Below are 22177 nucleotides of genomic sequence, written 5' to 3' on the forward strand. Positions count from 1 at the left end.
ACCAAGCCTCAGTTGGCAATAAAGACACTGATGCCCACGGCGTTATTGATAGAGTTTCCGTTGCCTGTCACAGCGCTGAAGATTCCCGTACCGCTATAACTTCCCAATGCATCGGGGGCGAAGCTGATGTTGCCCGAAACCATGTCTCCACCGATATCAAAGGATGTATCCGTCACCGAGGATTTCATGTTTTGGACACTTTTTACCGTATTGATGTTGATGATCGCCTCACCCTCTCTGGCGCGGGCCTTACCCATCTCCTCTAGATCCATCCTTTCCATCGCACCGAAGCCTTCCGCCTGAAGCGCATGGCGATTATCTGCCTGGGCCTGCGACACCCCTAATGTGATCAGCACCATGAAGAAAACGATAGCCATCAACTGCAGCGGTGGGCGAAGTAAAGAAAAATTAGTTGAACTGACTGATGACACCTTCATAGCCTTAACTCCCGGTATCCGATCCATAGGGACAGTTCATCAAGGGAGCTGGTGGAGTTCCCCTCCACCAGCTACCAGTTCGTAAGAGCGCAGAAAGCGCTCCTTATCAGTTGCCGATGCTCACGTTGCTGTGAGCGGCGACGTTAGTACCAGCCAACTGGGAGTTGTAGAGGCCGGTGGACACGTTCATGTTGCTGATGCCACCGAACACCCCAGCGCCAACAGACACGTTGGCCATGCCGGTTGCCAGACTGGCAGTACCGCCACTGCCACCGTTGCCACTTGATCCTCCATTACCCGCCATCGCGGTGGCTGCTCCACCAGTTCCTTGACCGTTGCCGCCGCTGCCGCCACTACCGGCACCCCCGTTACCCCCGGCTGCCGTGGCTAGGCCACCATCACCACCGTCACCAGCGGTGCCGGAGCCAGAACCGCTGCCGGAACCAGTGCCAGATCCGCTACCGGCGGTACCGCCTGCCACTGTAGAGCTAGCAGTTGATCCGCCAGCAGTGCTGCCACCATTGGTGGCACTATTGGTGTTATCATCTTCGAAATCACCTGTTGGCACAGACGCATAACCTTCTGCGGTGCCACCCTGGGCATCGGTGTCGTCATTGTTAGCGCTTGCACTGCCACCACTACCATTGCCGGTACCGTCTCCTTCACCAAAGCCCTCGGCTCTTCCGCCGTTACCACCATCACCGCCAGCGGATCTGGCGTAGCCGCCTCTTCCACCGTCACCTTCACCACCGTCGCCGCCGAAGCCTAAGCCAAGGCTACCGGCATAGGCGTCACCACCGTCTCCGCCTTCAGCACCGTCTGCCGCTGCACCGCCATTGATAACGATACGAGCGCCACTGACATTAGAACTCATCTCCTGCATTGAGATGACATTCGTAGAGGTGTTGTAGGACTCACTCATAGCCCAGGCGTCGCCGCCACGACCTGTTGTGCCACCAGCACCACCCGTGCCGGATCCGCTAGCAGCCCCGCCAGTGCCATCACCGCTGCTGGAAAGGCTGTTATCGTCGTTGTCTTCGCCGAAACCTCCATCAACATTGGAATAGACACTACCACCGAAGCCTTCTCCATAACCTTCGCCACCATTGGCATTGCCGCTATTGCCGCCCGTGGCTATAGCCCTGGAATCGACATCCTGATCTACTTCGTCAGCTGTACCAACACCGGGGTTCGCACTCGCCGTGGAGATGGCCATTACGATAGCCAGCAGAGGAGTACCCGCTACTACAAAATACTTTTTCATGATCATGTCTCCGTTAGTTTTATCTTCTGCAGCCTGCGAACACGCGACATCGTCCTGACTTTCAACCGCTGGACCCTTGAATGACGCTCTCCGTTCGCAGTCGCCAAGTAGATAGCAGCTTCCGTGCCAATGAAGAGAAAAAGCACTTAACACATTGAAATTAATAATATTTATTAGGAATAATACTATCAAAAGTAACAGTCGCTGGTAAAAAATAACGAATAAATGTTTTATATCTGAGACAGGGATACTTCGTTACTACCTTTCAACTTATCGCTGCGCTTGTAATAACGGGCCTCGTCAATTTTTTATGACGTGCCTTATTCATGCGACAAATCGGAAAGGTATTTGAGTGGTGGGCAACACCATCTAAAGAGCAATCAAAAATTATCGGACGATAGGTGGACATCTACCATGACCTTATTAAGGCCTGGAAGAGTGCTTCATTGATGAATCACCACAAAACACGAGCGGTATTATCACTCCCATCCTTAACGTCAAAAGAACGTTAGCCCAACTTGGAATAGCCGTTCCACATCACGAATACGGCGTTTGTCGATCACAAATAAAATAACGTGGTCGCCGGATTGTATTTCAACGTCACCGTGGGCAATCAGCACCTTTTTCCCGCGCACCACGGCCCCAATCGTCGTGCCCTCGGGCAAGTCGATCTCGCTGATCATGCGGCCCACCACTTTCGACGAATGCTTGTCGCCGTGAGCAATGGCCTCTATCGCTTCCGCCGCACCACGTCGCAGCGAGTGAACATTGACGATATCGCCTCGGCGCACGTGGGTTAGCAAACTGCCGATGGTCACCTGTTGAGGAGAAATGGCAATATCGATATCACCGCCCTGAACGAGATCAACGTAGGCAGAGTTATTGATCAGCGTTAGCACTTTCTTCGCCCCGAGGCGCTTGGCCAAAAGCGACGACATGATATTGACTTCTTCGTCGTTGGTCAGCGCGCAGAAAATATCGCAATCTTCAATATTTTCTTCTTCCAGCATTCGTTTGCTGGTGGCACTGCCGTGAAGCACCACCGTGCGGTCAAGCCGCTCGGAGAGCTGGGTGCAGCGCTCAAGGCTATGCTCAATGATTTTGACTTGATGGCTGTGCTCCAAGTATTCAGCTAGGCGCTCGCCAATGTTCCCTCCGCCAGCGATCACTATGCGGTGATGGTGGCCCTCGACGCGCTTAAGTTCGCTCATTACCGAACGAATGTCGCGCCGCGCGGCGATGAAGAAGACTTCATCATCGGCTTCAATGACCGTATCCCCACGCGGAATAATCGGCCGATCACGGCGGTAGATCGCAGCCACACGGGTATCAACGTTAGGCATATGGCGACGCAGAAAGGCAAGGTCTTGCCCTACCAAAGGGCCGCCGTAGATGGCTTTTACCGCGACTAACTGCACGAGCCCCCCGGCAAACTCTAGCACCTGTAACGCACCAGGATGCTCAATCAAACGGCGCACGTGGTCGGTGACCACCTGTTCGGGACTGATCAGTACGTCGACCGGGATCGCATCGTGAGCGAAGAGTCCCTTGCGGGTCATGTAGGCGGTGGACCGCACCCGGGCAATTTTAGTCGGGGTGCGAAACAACGTGTGGGCCACTTGGCAGGCGATCATGTTGATTTCGTCAGCATTCGTCACGGCGATCAACATGTCGGCATCTTCGCATCCCGCTTGGCGCAGCACCATGGGATAGGAACCCGCGCCGGTAACGGTACGAATATCGAGTTTAGTGTGTAATTCGCGCAGCCTGTTCGCGTCAGTGTCGACCACGGTAATGTCGTTATCTTCCATCACAAGGTTCTCTGCCAACGTACCGCCGACCTGGCCAGCACCGAGAATAATAATTTTCATAGCCGTAGTTCCCTCAAGTCACAGGTGGGTCGAGATCGACGATTCATATTCAGCGGCGCCAGAACATGGGCGTTAGCAAGACCAATACAGTCAGAATTTCCAGCCGCCCCATCAACATACCAATACATAAAAGCCACTTAGCCGCATTCGGCAAAGAGGCAAAATTGCCTGAAGGGCCGATAATATCGCCAAGCCCAGGTCCCACATTGGCCACAGCGGTGGCAGCGCCTGAAAGTGCCGTCACCATATCCAGCCCCATCAACGAGAGGCTTAATGCCAATCCGGCAATGGTGAGAAAAAAGAAGAACGAAAACGCCACCACGCCGCGCGTGACATCATCGGTCATCGGGTGTCCGTTGTAACGATTGGGAAAAACACCGTTGGCGTGGATGAGATAGCGCAACTGGTTACGCAACAGCAGCGCGGCTACCTGAAAACGGAAAATCTTCATGCCACCACTGGTGGAGCCACTGCAGCCGCCGACGAACGTCAGATAGAAAAACGCCACAACCGCAAGTGCGCCCCACTTGGTGTAGTCGTCGGAGGCGTAGCCGGTGGTGGTTACAACTGAGATCACATTAAACGTGGTGTGCGTTAGCGCCTCGAACGCGTCAGTCCCCGATTGAATCCGCCAAAACGTCAATCCGGCAATGACGCTGACAAGCAGCATCAGTAACCCTCTAACTTGCTGATCTCGCCAGAGCGCTGAGCGTGAACTGCGCAAAAAACGGATATAGAGCACAAAAGGCAATGACCCGCCAAGCATGAACAGGCTTCCCATCCAAAGAAGATGAGGGCTTTCGGCGTAAGCCCCAAACGAGGCATCGGAGTTAGCAAACCCACCGGTCGCAACGGACGTCATGGCATGCACAACGGCATCGAGAATCGTCATGCCACCCAGCCAATAAGCCAGTATTGCGGTAAAAGTGATAAAGCAGTAAATACTCAGGGTCGCTTTGGCAATGCCCCCTGTTCTTGGCATGACTTTGTCCGACCAGTCGGACGATTCAGTATGAAATAGCCGCATCCCGCCGACCTTTAACAGCGGGAGGATAGCGATACCCATGACGATAATGCCAATACCACCCAACCACTGCATCAGCCCACGCCAAAGCTTGAGCCCATCGGACAGGTGTTCAATACCCACGAGGATCGTGGAACCGGTGGTCGTGATCGCCGACACTGACTCGAAAACGGCATTGGTAAAGCTCAGTTGCGGTGCCCCCAATGCCAAAGGCAAGCTGGCAAAACCACTGATGGACACCCAGCTCAAAGTGGTCACCAAGAACATTTGCCAAGGTTTAAGTGCTAACGGCATGCGCCATGTCGAGACGCCTACCACGCCTACGGCCAACAACACAATGCCGATAGACTGCGCGAACGCCAAGGCATCGGCTTCACCTTCCAACAGCAATACCGTAAGCGGAATGGTCATAAAAGCCGCAAGCACAAGCCACAGCATGGCCAACACTTTGAAGATAGGCGCCCAATGGTGCCAGCGATCGCTCACGCTATTCCAATTCATCACAAGCTTCCCTCTGCATGCTATCAACACGACTCACGCTCTGCTCCCATTTGGCACCATGCCCCAAAGCAAAAAACACGACGAAAGCCAAATACGAGAAAATCGACACCTCCGGCTGAGATGCCTGTTGATTTGCTATGACCAAAAAAACAAGCCAGGCAGAAGCGATTACCATGTGTACAGCCATACGTTGATCTAGTCGAAATGGTTTCATGGCCCGCGAGCCCCTTTTAAGGCCAAATTTGCTTTACCAAAGCATAAGCAAACCATATCTGTAGGCGATTTAGGACGGCAGCCGTTGAATTTTTACGGCATTTTTACGGGGTAGGAAGTGAACCTTAATCTGGTAGCAGAGAACTCCCAACAAATGGATGGTAAGGAGACCCTAGATTGAATCAAGGCGACCAAAATCGCCCCAATCCCGATGCGCTTCTGAAGGCACAGGAGCGCGAAGCGGGTGGCGGGCTTAAAGTCTTTCTTGGCGCAGCACCTGGCGTGGGGAAAACGTACCAGATGCTCCAGGCTGCCCACGAATTACGGCGGCAAGGCGTCGATGTTGTCGTTGGCGTGGCCGAAACCCATGGGCGATCAGAAACCTTGGCCTTGTGTGAGGGCCTAGAGCAGCTGCCGGCCAAAGAAATTGAGTACTCTGGCAAGCCATTTCATGAGTTTGACCTGGACGCAGCACTCAAGCGTAAGCCAGACGTGCTACTGGTGGATGAGTTAGCGCACCGGAATATTCCGGGCACCCGCCATCCTCGTCGCTACCAAGACATCGAAGAGTTGCTGGACCAAGGCATTGCCGTCTGGACTGCGGTCAACATTCAGCACCTGGAGAGTCTCTCGGATGTGGTCGCGGGTATTACCGGCGTGCGAATGCGGGAAACCGTGCCTGATTCGATGCTGGAAAGGGCGAGAGACATCGTGCTGGTGGACCTCACCCCCTCAGAACTACTGGAGCGCCTGAAACAGGGCAAGGTCTATGTGCCCGAGCAGGCTCGCGCCGCCATGGATGGCTATTTCTCCCCCTCGAACCTATCAGCTCTTCGGGAACTGGCGGTTCAGACCATCGCTGAACGCCTGGATGCGGATGTCCGAGAGAGTATGCAATCCCGAGGCATCGAGGGTCCGTGGCACATTCGATCGCGAATGTTGGTCGCCGTAGACGGCTCGGGTCAGGGCGAAACACTGATTCGAGCCGGACGGCGAATTGCGGATCGTCGCAAAGCGCCCTGGACCGTCGTCACGGTCGACAATGGCCGTGCGGGTCCTGCTGAACGTCAGCGCTTGGAAAAGGTATTTGACTTGGCTTCCAGGTTGGGGGCGGAAGTCAGAACCCTTCGCGGTTACGATGTAGCGGAAGAAATTTTGGCATTCGCAAGGGAACAGAACGTCACCACACTGATTCTGGGCCGTTCCTACACTCGTTGGTGGCATTTGCGTAAATCTACTAGCCGCCGTCTACTGAAACAGGCCGAGGCTTTTGAGGTCACTTTTATCCCGGTGCCACGTAAGCATCGTCGGCGCCTGACCGAAGTGACCGTCAGGCAAACAAGGGGGAGTGACTATGCTTGGGCGGTCGCTAGTGTTGTTGCCGCGACGGCTGTGTCAATGGGTTTTCAAGATGTCCTGCCTCTCGGAAACCTATCTCTGATCTTTCTGACATCGGTGCTCTGGGTTGCCGCCAAAACGGGCATTCGGGCCGCGTTAGTGACCGCCATGCTGAGCTTTCTGGCTTACAACTTTTTCTTTACGGAACCCCGTCTGACCTTTCACATGGTGGATACGGATGAACTCCTCACCGTCGTGTTCTTCCTCATTATTGCGGTAAGTGGCGGCAATCTCGCTGGCAGGCTCAGAGATCAGGTTCAGATGCTGCGGGCCTCAAATGACCTGACAGACGCGCACCTCCAATTCACGCGTCGCCTCGCCTCCGCACCCGATATTACATCGGTACAGAATGAAGCTACTGAAGTGCTTTACGCGCAACTGAAGATCCCTCTCGTGATTGTTCCACGCAGCCCGGACAACAACGAGCTGGAAGTGGCCACCCAGAGTGGGCCAACACAGTCGCTAAATGAAGCAGCTTACTCGGCGATTGACTGGGCAATGCGCAATGGGAAACCCAGCGGTGCTTTCTCGGATACGCTGAACAGCTTACCGTGGCGCTTTGAACCTATCGAGGCGGATGGAGAGGTCTACGCCGTTCTAGGTTTGTGGGTGAACGATATGTCGCCTGAGTATTATCGAGGGCTTGCCATCGGCGTTTATGTGCACCAACTGGGGCTGGCGTGGTTTCGAACTCAACTGGCTGCCAATCTCTCCGCTTCACGGGTGGTCGAAGAAACCGAACGGCTACGCTCGGCGCTGCTGTCCTCAATTTCGCACGATCTGCGCACCCCGCTTTCTTCCATGATCGGCTCGGCGAGCACCTTGAAAGCCATGTCAAACCGGCTTTCAAACGAAGATCGGGAAAGTCTTCTGGATTCGGTTTTGGGAGAAGGTGAGCGGTTGGATCGTTACATCCGCAACCTCCTCGACATGACGAAACTTGGTCACGGAACGCTCAAGATTGAGCGAGATTGGATTGCATTGACGGACATCCTGTCTTCAGCCTTGAGACGCACTAGAAGCTTGATGGATAAGGTGCGGTTAGAGCGCGACGTGGCTGATGATTTGCCCTTACTCTACGTGCACCCTGCGCTTATCGAGCAAGCGTTGGTAAACGTGCTTGAAAACGCGGCGAAGTTTGCTCCAGACGGATCGACGCTGAGTATTCGCGCCTTTCAGACAAACGATGAGCTCATTATCGCCGTATCTGACGAAGGTCCTGGTATTCCCGAAGATCAACGGGAACAGGTATTTGATATGTTCTTCACCGGCGGCGAGGGTGACCGTGGCCCCCATGGTAGCGGTCTTGGGCTCGCCATCTGTCACGGCATGATTGGCGCTCATGGCGGGCGTATTCGGGCACTGTCAGGCCCAAATAATCGCGGCGCCACCATCGAAATTGCTCTTCCCTTGATAGAATCACCGGAGCCAACGTCTAACCGAGAACCGAGTCAATGACTGTTCCAACATACAACCGGGAAAAGCCCTGCATTCTGATTATCGACGACGAACCGCAAATTCGGCATTTCCTTCTGATCAGTCTGAAAACCGAGGGTTACGAGCTACTAGAGGCCGAAAATGGCGAAACCGGGCTGGGTTTGTGTGCCAGGCATTCGCCGGACCTTGTGATTTTGGATCTTGGGCTGCCGGATATGGATGGCTCCGATGTGCTCGCCGCCCTTCGCGAGTGGTCCACGGTTCCGGTCATCATTCTGTCAGTCCGCGACCGGGAGCTGGAAAAAGTAAAGGCGCTCGACCTCGGCGCCAATGACTATGTAACCAAGCCATTCGGTGTGGATGAGTTACTGGCCCGCGTCAGAACGCAGCTGCGCCATAATGGGCGTAACCGTGGTGCATCCAACGATGCATCGGCAATTTTTGACGATGGCACATTACATATCGACCTTTCTATGCGAAAAATCACGGTGGACGGCAACTCGGTCAGACTCACGCCCAAAGAATTCGCTGTTTTGAAAGTTCTGATGCTTGCGTCCGGAAAAATCGTCACGCAATCGCAGCTCTTAAAAGATATCTGGGGGCCGACCCATACCCAGGATACCCATTACTTGCGAATTCTCATTGGCAGGCTAAGACAAAAGCTGGGAGATGACCCAACGGAACAACGTTACATTCAGACGGAGCCCGGCGTGGGTTACCGCTTTCTGGAGAGCGTTGATAACGCTGAGTAAAAATCGATAAAAGCAGGCAACCCTGGCAAGTTGAACCCAGCAGGAAAGCACTATGAAACAGTACCATGAGTGCTACTTAGTACTGACTTTCCCAGAACTGGCTTTTCTAATGCCGATTTTCCGGTGAAGGCTTTTGGCCGTTTCTTTTGTGATCGCGGTCTTTGCGGCGTTGACGTGCCAACGCATTACCGTTGGCTAATCGAACCAAAACTCGACCTCGGCTTCACTTAAAGGCTGGCCAGTTACCCCATTCTCGAAAACGTCATAAAACCCTCACTGAACTGACGCCCAACTGTCATGAGAGAGCGGCTACGTTAACCGTTGCTCTTTTTAGCTCATCACTTTTTGGCGTCATTTCATGATTCAGCTTGATCACGTCAGCAAATCCTGGGGCAGCACCACGGCTGTCGATCGCATTAGCTTCGCCATCGACCCGGGGCAATTTGTCATTCTTCTAGGACCATCCGGCTGCGGTAAATCGACCACCTTACGTATGATCGCGGGCCTTGAGCAGGCAAGCCAAGGTCGCATTCATATCCAGCAACGTGACGTCACTAATTTACCGCCCGGCGACCGTGGCCTAAGCATGGTATTTCAGTCCTATGCTCTGTTTCCCCATCTAAGCGTTGCCGACAATATCGTGTTCGGCCTGCGTAGCCGTAAAGTGCCGAAAGCACAACAACGTAAACACCTTGAGCGCGTAGCGGAACTGGTGGATTTAACCGCCTACCTTAACCGCAAACCTGCCCAGCTATCAGGCGGTCAGCGTCAGCGTGTGGCATTGGCGCGCGCCATCATTTCCGAGCACCCGATTTGCCTGATGGATGAGCCCCTCTCCAACCTCGATGCGCGCCTACGCGGTGAGATGCGTCGTGAAATCAAGGCACTACAGACACGCCTCGATATGACCGTCGTGTATGTCACCCATGATCAGGTCGAAGCCATGAGCATGGGGGATCGTGTCATTCTGATGGAGAACGGCCGTATTGTGCAGGACGGTACGCCGGAACAGCTTTATCGATACCCCACCTCAACTTTTGCCGCCAGCTTTATCGGCAGCCCCGCGATGAACCTGCTCGCGCTCGAAGACGGCGAGCATGGAGCGACCGTGCAAGGCGAACCGAGTATCGCTGTTGCTCCCAGGGCCGCCGTTGGGGGGCATTTGGGCATTCGCCCAGAAGATGTCTCGCTGCATGCCCCCTCGGCATCGGGCATCCTTGCCACCGTGATCGACAGCGAATATTTGGGTGCCGATACCATCGGGCGTTTTCGCGTTGGCGATCAGACAGTACGTATTCGTCTTGCGGGCCAACATCCCTTGCCAGTCGGGCAGTTGTTTCGTCTTAGCTGGCCCGCAAAAGCTGCGCATGTTTTTGGGCAGGACGGCCTACGCCGTGACGATATACACCCCCTGCCCTTTTCCGCGGTCTCTGACCGCTTAAACGGCAATGGCGATACCACGCCAATGCCATCCGAACGTATCACCCTCGATTCACCCGCTTCTTAGGAGTTCTTATGCGTACCCGACTTCCTTTCGCGTTGAGCACTCTCGCCGCCGGTTTACTTAGCACCCAGAGCGCTATGGCCAATGATCCGGTCGAGCTGACCATGTACTACCCGGTTGCCGTCGGCGGCGAGCTCACCGCCGTCGTTGACGGTCTTGTCGAGGATTTTGAAGCCCAGCATCCCGACATTAACGTCGATGCCATCTATGCCGGCAATTATGACGACACTCGTGTTCGGGCCATGTCCGCCATCGAAGCAGGCGAAGCCCCGCAGCTATCGGTCATGTTTTCTATCGACCTTTATGAACTGCTGGAACAAGACGCGATTATGGCATTCGATGAGGTCGTCGAAACCGATGAGGAACGTGCCTGGTTAGATAGCTTCTACCCGGCATTGATGGAAAACGGCCAAGTTGACGGAAAGACGTATGGGATTCCTTTCCAGCGTTCCACCATCGTCATGTACTGGAACAAAGAAGCCTTTGCTGACGCGGGTCTGGACCCAGACACGCCGCCGGAAAACTGGGACGAAATGGCCCAAATGGCAGCCGCCGTGCGTGACGCCTCAAACGGGGAACAATGGGGTGTGATGATCCCCTCGACCGGCTACCCGTACTGGATGTTTCAGGCATTGGCGTTCCAGAACGGCCACCGTCTGATGAGTGCTGATGGCACGGAAGTCTACTTTGACGACCCAGCCGCCGTTGAAGCACTGGAATACTGGGTGTCTTTGGCTAACGAACACAACGCCATGCCCGATGGGGCCTTGGAGTGGGGCACGCTGCGGCAAAATTTTCTTGAGCAGTCCACGGCCATGATGTGGCATTCCACCGGCAATTTGACGGCGGTACGCAATCAGGCCGACTTTGATTTCGGTGTGGCCATGTTGCCGATGAAAACCCAACGCGGGAGCCCTACCGGCGGCGGTAATTTTTACCTTTTCAAGGACAGCAGTGAAGAAGAGCAACGGGCCGCGATGACCTTTATCCGTTGGATGACCGCGCCCGAGCGTGCCGCTACTTGGTCGATTGAAACCGGTTACATGGGCGTCAGCCCCGATGCTTACGCCACGGACGCGCTAGAAGAGTACGTTGAGACGTTCCCGCCGGCTGCCGTTGCTCGCGATCAGTTAGAGCATGCTACGGCCGAGCTCTCCACCTACCAAGGCGGGCGTATTCGCCAGGCGCTCGACAATGCGGTACAGGCCGCGCTCACCGGGCAGATGTCACCTGCCGACGCCCTCGCGCAAGCACAACGTGAAGCCGAAAGTGTTCTACGCCGCTACGCGCGTTAAATGCGAAACGACATGGCTCCCCTAATGAGTGGCGCGTGGGGAGCCTTTTCTTCGATGATCGATGGTACCCCGCCTCGACCCAACGTAAGAGGTGCGACATGTATTCGTTGAATGCGTATCGCGGTATGCAGTTTTATGGCGTGTTATTGCTGCTACCTGCGGCGATTCTCCTCATCACGTTTGCCTACCTACCCACGGCTAACACGCTGATCAATAGCCTCTATATACCCAGCTTTCGTGGAGAGCCGCGAACGTTCGTGGGGCTGGAAAACTACCAGGACCTGCTCTCCGACACCACCTTTTGGCAGGTGGCGCGCAATAACTTTCTCTATGCACTCGGCACCATTCCCACCTCCATCGCGCTAGCCCTCGGGATGGCACTGCTGGTTAACGCACGCCTGCCCGGTCGCGGTATGGTTCGTATGGCGTACTTTACCCCCACTATTTTGCCGATGATCGCGGCGGCCAATATTTGGATGTTCTTCTACGCACCGCAGATCGGCTTGTTCAATAAACTGCTTTCGATAGTGGGCATCAGCGGCATCAACTGGCTGGGCGATCCCAATGTGGCGTTAAGTTCCGTGATCGTGATGAGCGTTTGGAAAGAAGCCGGCTTTTTCATGATCTTTTATCTCGCCGCCTTGCAAAGCATGGCGCCGGAGCTCAAAGAAGCAGCCGATCTGGAAGGCACGAGTCGTTGGAGCTTTTTCTGGCGCGTCACGTTTCCACTCTTAATGCCGACCACGCTATTCGTGTTGATCAATGCCCTCATCAACGCGGTTAGGGTCGTGGATCATCTGTTCATTCTCACCAAGGGTGGCCCCAATAACGCCACAAACTTGTTGCTTTATTACGTGTACGAAAACGCGTTTTCATTTTTTGATCGCACCTACGCCGCCACCATTACCGTAGTGATATTGCTGGTGCTTGCCTTGGTGGCAACGCTAAAGTTCACGGTTCTCGACCGCCGAACCCACTATCAATAGATCGCTAACCGTCACGTTGAGACTCTCATGCGCCCTGCGACTGCTTCTACATCCAACGCGCTTACCTTCACGAGCCTACGCCTCCCCAGCCTGGAAACACTGGCCGCTTGGCTACTGGCACTGATCTGGATTTTTCCTCTCCTTTATGCCTTTTGGGCGGCCTTCCATCCGCCCGCCTTTATGGTGACGTTTGATCTAACCGCGCCGCTGACGCTTTCCAATATTATCGACGCATGGACGCAGGCCCCCTTTGCGCGTTACTACCTCAATACCTTTGCGCTGGTCACTGGCGTGGTACTGGCGCAGTTCGTGGTGTGTACGTTGGCCGGTTTTGCGTTTGCCCGCTTTCCAATTCCGGGCAAAAACCTGCTCTTCATGCTGGTGCTGATCCAGCTGTTTGTCTTTCCTGAAGTATTGATTGTTGAAAACTACCGCATCGCCAGCGAACTGGGCTTGATCGACACACTCACCGGTGTGGGGTTGCCCTACGTCGCCAGCGCGTTCGGCATCTTTCTTTTACGTCAAACGTTCAAGACCATTCCTCGCGAACTTGAAGACGCCGCACGAATTGAAGGCTGCGGCTGGATGGCGATTCTTTGGAAGGTCTACGTACCGTTAGCCAAACCCACCTATCTGGCGTATGGGCTCGTCTCGATCAGCCACCACTGGAATAACTTCCTCTGGCCGCTGGTGGTCACAAACTCAGTGGAAAGCCGCCCATTGACGGTGGGGCTTGGGGTCTTCTCAGCACCGGAAACTGGCGTGAATTGGGCAACCGTTAGCGCCGCTACCCTACTCAGCATCGCCCCGCTATTAGTGGCCTTTTTGCTATTTCAGCGTCAGTTTGTGCAGTCGTTCTTACGTTCGGGCATTCGCTAATGTTCGTTGTTCTTACCCCTCAACTTCACTTCCTTCAGCACCGCTTTGGCACACGTTGGCAAAAAGTGTCTTTCATTTGAAAGCTTATTGTCCTTCAAATGAAACAAACCTCTGTTGAGATGCTCCTCAGCATCGGGCGACAGGTGGTTGTTCGCCTAAGCAGTCATCTCAAGACTAATCGATGGAGCAGATTATGTTGCGTAAAACAGTAGCCACACTGGTTTTGTCAGCGATAGCCGTGCAGGCCCAAGCCGCGCAAGAAATCCAGTGGTGGCATGCGCTGGGCGGGCAACTCGGCGAGACCGTCGAGAAGATGGTGGCCGAATACAATAATTCTCAGGACGTGTATGAGGTGAAGCCGGTCTACAAGGGCAATTACACCGAGACCATGACCACCGCCATCGCCGCCTTCCGCGCCGAAGAGCAGCCGCACATCGTGCAGGTGTTTGAAGTCGGCACCGCCACCATGATGAACGCTCATGGTGCGATCTATCCGGTCCACGAGCTGATGCAGGAGACCGGCAACAAAGACTTCTCTTCTGAGCCTTACTTGGACGCGGTGGCGTCCTACTACACGACACAGGACGGCAAGCTGCTGTCACTGCCGTTCAACTCCTCGACGCCGGTCATGTTCTACAACAAAGACGCCATGAAGAAGGCGGGGCTCGACCCGAACCAGCCGCCCCAAACCTGGACCGAGCTAGCGGACATGTCGCAAAAGATTATAGACGCCGATGCCGCTACCTGCGGTTTCACTACCGGCTGGCCGTCCTGGGTGCAGATCGAGAACATGTCAGCTTGGCACGACAAACCTATCGCCACCCAAGCCAACGGCTTCGGCGGTCTGAGCACTGAGCTCACGATCAACTCGGACTTCCAGGTCGGGCACATGCAGAACCTAGCCGACTGGCAGGAGGACCGCATCTTCGTCTACGGCGGCCGCCGTGGCGATTCCAACCCGCTATTCATGAATAGCGAGTGCTGGGCCGTGATGAACTCTTCCGCCTACTACGACACCTTCGCAGAGGGCACCAATTTCGAGTGGGGTGTAACCAAGCTGCCCTATTACGCCAACGAGGTAAAGGAGCCGCAAAACTCCATCATCGGCGGCGCCACGCTGTGGGTCCTCAATGGCCACGACGAGGCCGAGTATAAGGGTGTCGCCGACTTCTTCGAGTACCTGTCCAGCGCCGAGGCGCAGTACTTCTGGCACAGCAATACCGGCTATGTGCCCATCACTGACGCTGCTTTCGAACTCGCCGAGGAGCGCAACCTTTACGCCAGCAAGCCGGGCAAGGAAGTGGCCGTACAGCAGTTGACGCTGAATCCGCCGACAGCCAACTCCAAGGGCCTTCGCCTGGGCAACTTCGTCCAGGTTCGCGACATCATTGAGCAGGAAATGGAAAACATCTTCGTCGGTAAAAAGACACCTCAAAAAGGCCTGGACGACGCTGTCACGCAGGGCAACAAGCTGCTACGCAAGTTCGAGAGCGCCAACGATTAAGTCTTTCATCGACGTGGCGGGCGGCGAACTCTTCGCTGGCCGCCACTTGTCCTTCCGACAAGACGATACCCATGCACAAGAATGTCACCTTCAAGAACCCCTGGCTGCCCTATCTACTGGTTCTGCCACAGATGGCCGTGACCATCGTGTTCTTCATCTGGCCGGCGGCGCAGGCGCTGAAGCAGTCATTTCTGGTCGAGGATGCCTTCGGTCTATCGTCCGAGTTCGTCTGGTTCGACAACTTCGTCGCGCTGTTCACCGACCCCGCTTACTATGAGGTCATGATCAATACTGCCTTGTTCAGCATCGGCGTCACCGTGGTGACCATGGTGGTGGCTATGCTGTTGGCGGTAATGGCCGATGGGGTACTACGCGGCAAGCGCACTTATCAGCTGTTGCTGACCTGGCCCTATGCGGTAGCCCCGGCGGTGGCCGGCGTACTGTGGTTGTTCCTGTTCAATCCGTCGAACGGGGTACTAGCGCTGGCGTTACGCACCATCGGCTACAACTGGAATCACTACCTCAATGGCGAGCAAGCTATGGCCCTGGTCATCACGGCGGCGGCCTGGCCGCGCATTGCCTATAACTTCATTTTCTTCCTGGCAGCGTTGCAGTCCATTCCGCGCTCGCTGATAGAGGCAGCCGCTATCGACGGTGCCGGACCGGCCCGCCGCTTCTTCAGTGTGATGTTTCCGTTGCTGTCGCCGACGACCTTTTTCCTGGTGGTGGTCAACTTGGTCTACGCTTTCTTCGAAACCTTTGGCGTGATCCACACCGTCACTCAGGGCGGCCCTGGTACCGCCACCGAAATCCTGGTCTACAAGGTATTCAAGGACGGTTTCATTGGTCTCGACCTTGGCAGTTCGGCGGCGCAGTCAGTAGTGCTGATGGTGATCGTCATCGGCCTAACGGCCATCCAATTCAAGTACATCGAACGCAAGGTGCAGTACTGATGGTCGAACGACGCCCGCTGTGGACTTTCTTCACCCATGCTGTGCTGCTGCTTGGCTTAGTGGTGACGATCTTTCCCATCTACGTTGCTCTAGTCGCCTCCAGCCACGACACCACAACCCTGATTGCCGGTGTGCCGATGACCTTCGGCACACACTTCTTCGATAACTACGCGCGCGTCATTCTGGAAGGCACCGCCGCCCCAGGCGCCGCGCCGGTGGGGCCGATGCTGATCAACAGTGCGGTCATGGCGCTGGGTATCGCAGTGGGGAAGATCGTCATCTCCATCCTGTCAGCCTTTGCAGTGGTCTACTTCCGCTTTCCGCTGCGCATGGTATGTTTCTGGCTGATCTTCGCCACGCTCATGCTACCTGTGGAGGTGCGCATCCTGCCCACCTACGAAGTGATCGCTGACCTGTCGATGCTCAACACCCACGTTGGCCTGATCGTACCGCTGATCGCCTCAGCTACCGCCACCTTCCTATTTCGTCAGTTCTTTATGACGGTGCCCAATGAGCTGGTAGAGGCGGCGCGCATCGATGGTGCCGGCCCGCTGCGGTTCTTCAAAGACGTGCTTCTGCCGCTGTCGCGCACCAACATGGCGGCGCTATTCGTCATTCTGTTCCTCTATGGCTGGAACCAGTACCTGTGGCCGCTACTCGTCACCACGGACGAGAGCATGTACACCATCGTCATGGGCATCAAGCGCATGATCGCGGTGGGAGACGATGTCGTCGAGTGGAATCTCGCCATGGCAGCGGCCATCCTCGCCATGCTGCCGCCAGTGGCGGTGGTTGTGATCATGCAGCGGCTGTTCGTCAAAGGCTTGGTCGAAGTCGAAAAGTAAAAGTAAGGGAAAACACAAAAAACATGGCCTCAATCACACTGTCCAACGTTCGCAAATCCTACGGCACCACCCACGTCATCCACGGCATCGACCTGACCGTCCATGACGGCGAGTTTGTCGTCATCGTCGGTCCGTCCGGATGCGGCAAATCGACCCTGCTGCGCTTGGTGGCAGGCCTGGAGGAAATCACCGAAGGCACGGTCGAGATCGGCGGACGTGTGGTCAATCATCTGGAGCCCAAAGACCGCGACATTGCCATGGTGTTCCAGAACTACGCGCTATACCCGCACATGAGTGTGCGCCAGAACATGGCCTATGGCCTGAAGATGCGGAAAATGTCGAAGGCTGACATCGAAAAGCGCGTGAATTGGGCGGCGGGCGTCCTGCAGTTGTCGGATCTACTCGACCGCCGGCCGGGCCAGCTGTCAGGCGGCCAGCGCCAACGCGTTGCCATGGGGCGCGCCATGGTGCGCAGCCCCGCCGCTTTTCTATTCGACGAGCCGTTGTCCAACCTGGATGCTAAGCTGCGCGTGCAGATGCGATTGGAGATCAAGCGCCTGCAGCAGGAGCTGCGCACCACCTCGCTCTATGTCACCCACGACCAAGTGGAGGCGATGACCATGGCCGACCGCTTGGTGGTGATGAACGCCGGCGTGGCCGAGCAGGTAGGCACACCCATGGAAATCTACGAGCGTCCGCGAACGGTCTTCGTCGCGGGATTTATCGGCTCTCCCAACATGAACTTCCTGCCTGCGCGGTTGCGCGGCGGCATGCTGGAGCTGGGCCAAGGCCTACTCGTGGAATGCCCCAATGCGCCCGCAGGGACAGACGGCCGCGACGTGACGCTGGGTATTCGGCCCGAGCATTTGGTGGTGGCCAAGCAAGGGGAGCCCGCCGACATCCAATTTGTCGTTCACATGGTTGAGCCACTGGGCGCCGAGACTCTGGTACACGGACGCTTCAATAGTGTTGAGACCAACGTCGCCCTGCGCTTGCACGGCACGCCGAACGTTTGGCGCGACGCACATCTGCCGCTGCGATTGCCCCCCGACGCCCTACACCTGTTCGATCCGGCCAGCGGCGTGCGCCTGACCGAATGACGTCGCGCCGCTATTGCCCCAACACTCTACAACGGATTAACCAACACGCCCCCATCGACATTAAACTTGATTAACTGACGATTGATACAACACCGGACACGTGATGCCTCTTGCCGACAACCTCACCTCTATTCGCTACCTCCTGACCGATGTGGACGACACACTCACCACGGATGGCCGCCTACTGCCCGAAACACTTGCCGCACTGTACCGTCTGGAGGACGCCGGTATCGATGTGATACCAGTAACGGGAGGCTGTGCCGGCTGGTGCGATCAAATGATTCGGCTCTGGCCCGTGCCTGCCGTGATCGGTGAAAATGGCGCCTTTTATTTCGTCCGCGATCCTACCGGCAAGGTCGAATTCCATAGTTGGGATACTCCAGAAGCTGGGCTCGCCAGCCGGCAACGGTTGCTTAACATCGCTGAAGTCGCCATGGCATGTGTACCCGCGCTCCGGTTAGCAAAAGATCAACCCTACCGGTTGTCCGATGTCGCGTTAGATCACGGCCAGGATGTAAGCGGCGTATCTGCCGAAGACATTGACCGAGCGTTAGCAACGTTTCGCGAGGCAGGGGCTAATGCCCGCGCTAGCTCCATTCATATCAATGCGTGGTTCGGTGACTACAGCAAACAAGCGATGGCGCAACGTCTTTTACAGCAAAAATATGGCTTAACCGAGCCGAATATTCAGCAATACGTCGCTTTTGTCGGGGATTCACCCAACGACGAATCCATGTTTGCTTACCTGACGCACACTTTCGGTGTGGCCAATATCGGCCGGTGGCTAGACCGGATGACACACCATCCGCGCTACCTTCTTGCACAACGCGGGGGAATCGGCTTTAGCGAACTGGCTACCCTGTTATTGCGAGCACAAAGACGTGAATCGAAAGCCGACATTGGCGGGAACGACGGAAGGTCGATATTGGCCAACGGCAAGGGCCCTTAATATCAGCCATGAATTCATTGTCAATCTGCTTACCTTGAAATAGCGTTGAACTTGTACATTGTGTACAGCATTTCCTGGAGGTATCTTAAGCAAAAATTGACACTGGACGTTTTATGTTGAGTAAAAGCCTTTCCGGCAGCCTTCAGAAAGCCCTGTTTGAACACACGGCCTGTATTCTTTTTAAGAGCGACGGCACTATCTTAGACGCAAGTCAACTGTTTCTTGACACGGTGGGTTATCCACTAAATGAAATACGTGGCCAGCATCACCGTATTTTATGCAGTACACATGCAACGAACTCGCCTGAGTATGATCGGTTTTGGCGTTCATTAGCGGCAGGCGAAAGCCATCAAGGCACATTTTGTCATTTAGACGCTGAAGGGCATGAAATTTGGTTGGAAGCCACTTATCTGCCGATAAAAAACCGTCGAGGTCAAGTGACCCGGGTTTTCAAAGTGGCCAACGATGTAACTCAAAAACATCAGGAAGCAGAAAGGCAAGACGCTATTTTACAAGCGCTGGATTATTCGATGGCTGTAATAGAGTTCACTCCTGATGGCACTATTTTAGATACCAATGAAAATTTTGAACAAACGGTTGGTTATCATAAGGAAGCATTAATAGGTAGCCATCACCGTAAGCTATGCCCCGATGAGTTCTATCGAGATCACCCTGATTTTTGGCAACAACTTGCGAACGGCGAGTTTATGAAGGGTAAATTCGAACGCCTTGATGCTCAAGGCAAAACGCTCTGGCTTGAAGCAACCTATAATCCGATCAAAGACAAGCAAGGCAGCGTAACGAAGATAGTCAAATTTGCCACTGACGTCACTCAGGCAGTTAACGAAAGCGAATCCGCGCACCAAGCCGTACTTTCGACACAGAGCATTTCTTCACAAACAGAGAACATTGCGCAAAATGGTTTGAAACATCTTGATAGCGTGCTTAAAGGCTCTGAAAAAGCAGCACAAACGCTTGCTGAAGCCCAAAAGTTGATGTACGCCCTGAATCAGCAATCTGAGCAAATCAATAAAATGACAGGTGATATCTCAAAAATTGCCGATCAAACCAACCTTCTCGCACTAAATGCCGCAGTTGAAGCAGCACGCGCTGGTGAGCAGGGACGCGGCTTTGCTGTTGTGGCCAACGAAGTACGCCAGCTTTCTAAGGGGTCAAGTGAAGCGGTGGCGAAAATCACGCGCGTGCTTCAAGAAAATAGTGCCCTGGTAGAGAAAACCTCTCAAGCAATGCAGGATGTTGTTAACAATAGCGAAAAGAGCCAGGAGAGTATTGGAGAGATTGAATCAATAGTGGGTGAAATTTTGACCGGAGCTCAGAATGTGTCGCAGTCCGTCGAAAAGCTGAGTAGCCCTGCTCGACTTGCATGATCGGCCGTAGGTCAAGCTCGTTATAGATGTATTGTTAAAGTAGAGCTGTGCATCACGTTAATTAACGCAATAGATAACGCCACCGCCCTCACGTAGTGAAGGCGGTGGCGTTTGCGTAAACAAAAGAGTATGGCTTAATTTAAGCGCGACAAACGCTTAAGGCCGACGTAGAAGCCCTGTGGGCTATAGGCTTAAAACGCTTCCCACTCTTGATCAGCGTTAGCCTTGGCTTTGTTAGACAGCGCTGGACGAAGCAATGCCGCCTGCGGCTTAGACGATGTCAAAGGCGCTCGATGGCCACTCGCCTGCCCTTCAACCAAACGGAAGGAGGAAACAACGCTTTCAAGTTTGGCTGCCTGCTCTTCCAACGAACTCGCCGCTGAGGATGCCTGCTGAACCAACGCCGCGTTCTGCTGGGTCACTTCATCCATCTGAGTAATCGCCTGATTGACCTGCTCAATACCCGCGCTCTGCTCCTGAGAAGCCGACGAAATTTCATCCATAATATCGTTCACGCGGCGCACCGAGGCGACCACATCCCGCATGGTGGTACCGGCGCTTTCGACCAAGACGGAACCTTCTTTTACCTGAGTGGACGAGGCGTCAATTAAGGCCTTGATCTCTTTGGCGGCATCGGCGCTGCGGCTGGCTAAGTTACGCACTTCGCTGGCCACGACCGCAAACCCCCGGCCTTGCTCACCCGCACGTGCCGCTTCCACCGAGGCATTGAGGGCCAAAATATTGGTTTGAAAGGCGATGGAATCGATAACGCTAATAATATCGGTGATTTTTTTAGAGCTATCCGAAATACCGTGCATGGTGGTAATGACTTTTTCCACCACTTCGCCACCACTGCTGGCCGTGCTTGAGGCGTCGTTAGCCAGTTGGCTCGCCTGACGGGCATTATCAGCGTTCTGTTTCACGGTGGTGGTTAACTGCTCCATGCTGGCGGCAGTTTCTTGTAGCGAGGCGGCCTGCTGCTCAGTGCGCGATGACAGATCCGCATTGCCACTGGCAATTTCACGCGCACCGATATGGATCGAGCCACTGCTGTCGCGTACTTCCGAAACCGTACTCGCCAAATTGCTCTGCATATACTGCATGGCGCTAAACAACTTACCGATCTCGTTGCGGCCACGGTCACTAACTTGGCCTGAAAGATCATTTTTGGCAATACGCTCGAAGTGCGCTACCGCTTCATTTAGCGGTTTTACAATAGATCCCACCATGGCGATACGCACAAATAGGACGATCAACGCCGCAATTAAGAGTACGGCGAGTTCGATATAGCCCATCAGCGCCACTTGGTGTTGAAAGTCTGCCACTAACTCGCTGCCATGCTCAGCTGCTTGGTCGTTGTACGCGGTGACGGCTACCTGTAGTTGTTCAACATACTCTCTTGCTTCTGGCCTTGCGTCGCGAAACTGAGCATAGTTGCCAGCTTGTAACGCCTCTTCAAAAGGCAACAAGCCCTCGTCCAACAAGTTATGAAAGGCACGAACCACATCATCGACAAGTACTTGCCGCGCGGCTTGGGAGGGGGACGACTCAAAGACTGCAAAATACTTCTGCGCAGTCGTTAGCGAATCTTCCGCTTGGCTAAAATACTCCTGTGCCTCAGCGTCGTTCCCTTCATTCATGGCGTCTAAGCTGTTCTCATAAAACAGTTGTGCGTAAGCGAGTGACCGCTGGCTGCGGTTTAGCGGTAGCATTTGATCCACTGCGGTTTGATTTAACTCGGCGAGTGATGAATTAGGGAACCGCTGAACAATTAGCCTCTGAGCGGCTGAAGGGCTCAGAGTAGCAAAATCACCGCATCAGCGATCATTTTCTGACCATCTCAGGTGATCTGTTTTTCCTGCCAGCCGGACTATCCG

Annotated in this window: 18 protein-coding genes; 12 read left to right on the plus strand and 6 right to left on the minus strand. The window is 54.7% G+C overall.

Annotated elements, in window-relative coordinates; all coding sequences use genetic code 11:
* Nucleotides 1-8: 8 nt before the first annotated feature.
* From HZS81_RS14950 to HZS81_RS14970, 5 genes are all read right to left on the minus strand, one after another.
* A complete protein-coding gene (locus HZS81_RS14950) occupies nucleotides 9-437 on the minus strand; it encodes a hypothetical protein (RefSeq protein WP_179931312.1) in 429 nt (142 codons plus the stop codon).
* A gap of 106 nt (nucleotides 438-543) precedes the next feature.
* Nucleotides 544-1701, minus strand: a complete 1158-nt coding sequence (locus HZS81_RS14955; protein WP_179931313.1) for a hypothetical protein — start codon at nucleotides 1699-1701, stop codon at nucleotides 544-546.
* A gap of 497 nt (nucleotides 1702-2198) precedes the next feature.
* Complete coding sequence (trkA, locus tag HZS81_RS14960; RefSeq protein WP_179931314.1) at nucleotides 2199-3572, minus strand: Trk system potassium transporter TrkA; 1374 nt, start codon at nucleotides 3570-3572, stop codon at nucleotides 2199-2201.
* A 49-nt stretch (nucleotides 3573-3621) separates the two neighbouring features.
* Nucleotides 3622-5097 carry a Trk system potassium transporter TrkI gene (gene trkI, locus HZS81_RS14965; protein ID WP_179931315.1) on the minus strand — a complete coding sequence of 492 codons (1476 nt, stop codon included), beginning with the start codon at nucleotides 5095-5097 and terminating at the stop codon, nucleotides 3622-3624.
* On the minus strand, nucleotides 5084-5311 hold the full coding sequence (locus HZS81_RS14970; RefSeq protein ID WP_179931316.1) for a hypothetical protein: 228 nt from the start codon (nucleotides 5309-5311) through the stop codon (nucleotides 5084-5086). The genes trkI and HZS81_RS14970 overlap by 14 nt, the downstream gene beginning before the upstream one ends.
* Before the next feature lie 176 nt (nucleotides 5312-5487).
* On the opposite strand from HZS81_RS14970, the gene HZS81_RS14975 reads away from it, so the two are divergent.
* From HZS81_RS14975 to HZS81_RS15030, 12 genes are all read left to right on the plus strand, one after another.
* On the plus strand, nucleotides 5488-8166 hold the full coding sequence (locus HZS81_RS14975; protein ID WP_179931317.1) for a sensor histidine kinase: 2679 nt from the start codon (nucleotides 5488-5490) through the stop codon (nucleotides 8164-8166).
* Nucleotides 8163-8897, plus strand: a complete 735-nt coding sequence (locus HZS81_RS14980) for a response regulator (RefSeq protein ID WP_179931318.1) — start codon at nucleotides 8163-8165, stop codon at nucleotides 8895-8897. The genes HZS81_RS14975 and HZS81_RS14980 overlap by 4 nt, the downstream gene beginning before the upstream one ends.
* A gap of 358 nt (nucleotides 8898-9255) precedes the next feature.
* Nucleotides 9256-10404, plus strand: a complete 1149-nt coding sequence (locus tag HZS81_RS14985) for an ABC transporter ATP-binding protein (protein WP_179931319.1) — start codon at nucleotides 9256-9258, stop codon at nucleotides 10402-10404.
* 8 nt (nucleotides 10405-10412) lie between these two features.
* Nucleotides 10413-11696 (plus strand): ABC transporter substrate-binding protein, encoded by a 1284-nt coding sequence (locus tag HZS81_RS14990; RefSeq protein ID WP_179931320.1) that lies wholly within the window; start codon nucleotides 10413-10415, stop codon nucleotides 11694-11696.
* A 98-nt stretch (nucleotides 11697-11794) separates the two neighbouring features.
* Nucleotides 11795-12682 carry a carbohydrate ABC transporter permease gene (locus HZS81_RS14995; protein WP_179931321.1) on the plus strand — a complete coding sequence of 296 codons (888 nt, stop codon included), beginning with the start codon at nucleotides 11795-11797 and terminating at the stop codon, nucleotides 12680-12682.
* Nucleotides 12683-12709: 27 nt separating this feature from the next.
* Nucleotides 12710-13561, plus strand: a complete 852-nt coding sequence (locus HZS81_RS15000) for a carbohydrate ABC transporter permease (RefSeq protein ID WP_179931322.1) — start codon at nucleotides 12710-12712, stop codon at nucleotides 13559-13561.
* A gap of 193 nt (nucleotides 13562-13754) precedes the next feature.
* Nucleotides 13755-15065, plus strand: coding sequence for a sn-glycerol-3-phosphate ABC transporter substrate-binding protein UgpB (gene ugpB, locus HZS81_RS15005; protein WP_179931323.1), 1311 nt, complete (start codon nucleotides 13755-13757; stop codon nucleotides 15063-15065).
* A 71-nt stretch (nucleotides 15066-15136) separates the two neighbouring features.
* Nucleotides 15137-16018 carry a sn-glycerol-3-phosphate ABC transporter permease UgpA gene (gene ugpA / locus HZS81_RS15010; RefSeq protein ID WP_179931324.1) on the plus strand — a complete coding sequence of 294 codons (882 nt, stop codon included), beginning with the start codon at nucleotides 15137-15139 and terminating at the stop codon, nucleotides 16016-16018.
* On the plus strand, nucleotides 16018-16863 hold the full coding sequence (ugpE, locus tag HZS81_RS15015; protein WP_179931325.1) for a sn-glycerol-3-phosphate ABC transporter permease UgpE: 846 nt from the start codon (nucleotides 16018-16020) through the stop codon (nucleotides 16861-16863). Before ugpA ends, ugpE begins: the two co-directional genes overlap by 1 nt.
* 23 nt (nucleotides 16864-16886) lie before the next feature.
* On the plus strand, nucleotides 16887-17963 hold the full coding sequence (locus tag HZS81_RS15020) for an ABC transporter ATP-binding protein (RefSeq protein ID WP_179931326.1): 1077 nt from the start codon (nucleotides 16887-16889) through the stop codon (nucleotides 17961-17963).
* A 103-nt stretch (nucleotides 17964-18066) separates the two neighbouring features.
* Nucleotides 18067-18912: an HAD-IIB family hydrolase gene (locus tag HZS81_RS15025; protein WP_179931327.1), complete on the plus strand. Its 846-nt coding sequence runs from the start codon at nucleotides 18067-18069 to the stop codon at nucleotides 18910-18912.
* A 113-nt stretch (nucleotides 18913-19025) separates the two neighbouring features.
* Nucleotides 19026-20300 carry a methyl-accepting chemotaxis protein gene (locus HZS81_RS15030; protein ID WP_179931328.1) on the plus strand — a complete coding sequence of 425 codons (1275 nt, stop codon included), beginning with the start codon at nucleotides 19026-19028 and terminating at the stop codon, nucleotides 20298-20300.
* 191 nt (nucleotides 20301-20491) lie between these two features.
* Here HZS81_RS15030 and HZS81_RS15035 read toward each other — a convergent pair whose 3' ends face one another.
* Nucleotides 20492-22099, minus strand: coding sequence for a methyl-accepting chemotaxis protein (locus HZS81_RS15035; RefSeq protein ID WP_277815005.1), 1608 nt, complete (start codon nucleotides 22097-22099; stop codon nucleotides 20492-20494).
* Nucleotides 22100-22177: the final 78 nt, after the last annotated feature.

Source organism: Vreelandella salicampi (assembly GCF_013415105.1).
Classification (GTDB): Bacteria; Pseudomonadota; Gammaproteobacteria; order Pseudomonadales; family Halomonadaceae; genus Vreelandella; species Vreelandella salicampi.

Bases quoted from the DNA above. Each gene is read 5' to 3' on its own strand.
- HZS81_RS14970 (WP_179931316.1), bottom strand. From the start codon at position 5,311: ATGAAACCATTTCGACTAGATCAACGTATGGCTGTACACATGGTAATC.
- HZS81_RS15030 (WP_179931328.1), top strand. From the start codon at position 19,026: ATGTTGAGTAAAAGCCTTTCCGGCAGCCTTCAGAAAGCCCTGTTTGAA.
- trkA (WP_179931314.1), bottom strand. From the start codon at position 3,572: ATGAAAATTATTATTCTCGGTGCTGGCCAGGTCGGCGGTACGTTGGCA.
- trkI (WP_179931315.1), bottom strand. From the start codon at position 5,097: ATGAATTGGAATAGCGTGAGCGATCGCTGGCACCATTGGGCGCCTATC.
- ugpE (WP_179931325.1), top strand. From the start codon at position 16,018: ATGGTCGAACGACGCCCGCTGTGGACTTTCTTCACCCATGCTGTGCTG.
- HZS81_RS14980 (WP_179931318.1), top strand. From the start codon at position 8,163: ATGACTGTTCCAACATACAACCGGGAAAAGCCCTGCATTCTGATTATC.
- HZS81_RS15025 (WP_179931327.1), top strand. From the start codon at position 18,067: ATGCCTCTTGCCGACAACCTCACCTCTATTCGCTACCTCCTGACCGAT.
- HZS81_RS14995 (WP_179931321.1), top strand. From the start codon at position 11,795: ATGTATTCGTTGAATGCGTATCGCGGTATGCAGTTTTATGGCGTGTTA.
- HZS81_RS14950 (WP_179931312.1), bottom strand. From the start codon at position 437: ATGAAGGTGTCATCAGTCAGTTCAACTAATTTTTCTTTACTTCGCCCA.
- HZS81_RS15020 (WP_179931326.1), top strand. From the start codon at position 16,887: ATGGCCTCAATCACACTGTCCAACGTTCGCAAATCCTACGGCACCACC.
- HZS81_RS15000 (WP_179931322.1), top strand. From the start codon at position 12,710: ATGCGCCCTGCGACTGCTTCTACATCCAACGCGCTTACCTTCACGAGC.
- HZS81_RS14955 (WP_179931313.1), bottom strand. From the start codon at position 1,701: ATGAAAAAGTATTTTGTAGTAGCGGGTACTCCTCTGCTGGCTATCGTA.
- ugpA (WP_179931324.1), top strand. From the start codon at position 15,137: ATGCACAAGAATGTCACCTTCAAGAACCCCTGGCTGCCCTATCTACTG.
- ugpB (WP_179931323.1), top strand. From the start codon at position 13,755: ATGTTGCGTAAAACAGTAGCCACACTGGTTTTGTCAGCGATAGCCGTG.
- HZS81_RS14990 (WP_179931320.1), top strand. From the start codon at position 10,413: ATGCGTACCCGACTTCCTTTCGCGTTGAGCACTCTCGCCGCCGGTTTA.
- HZS81_RS14985 (WP_179931319.1), top strand. From the start codon at position 9,256: ATGATTCAGCTTGATCACGTCAGCAAATCCTGGGGCAGCACCACGGCT.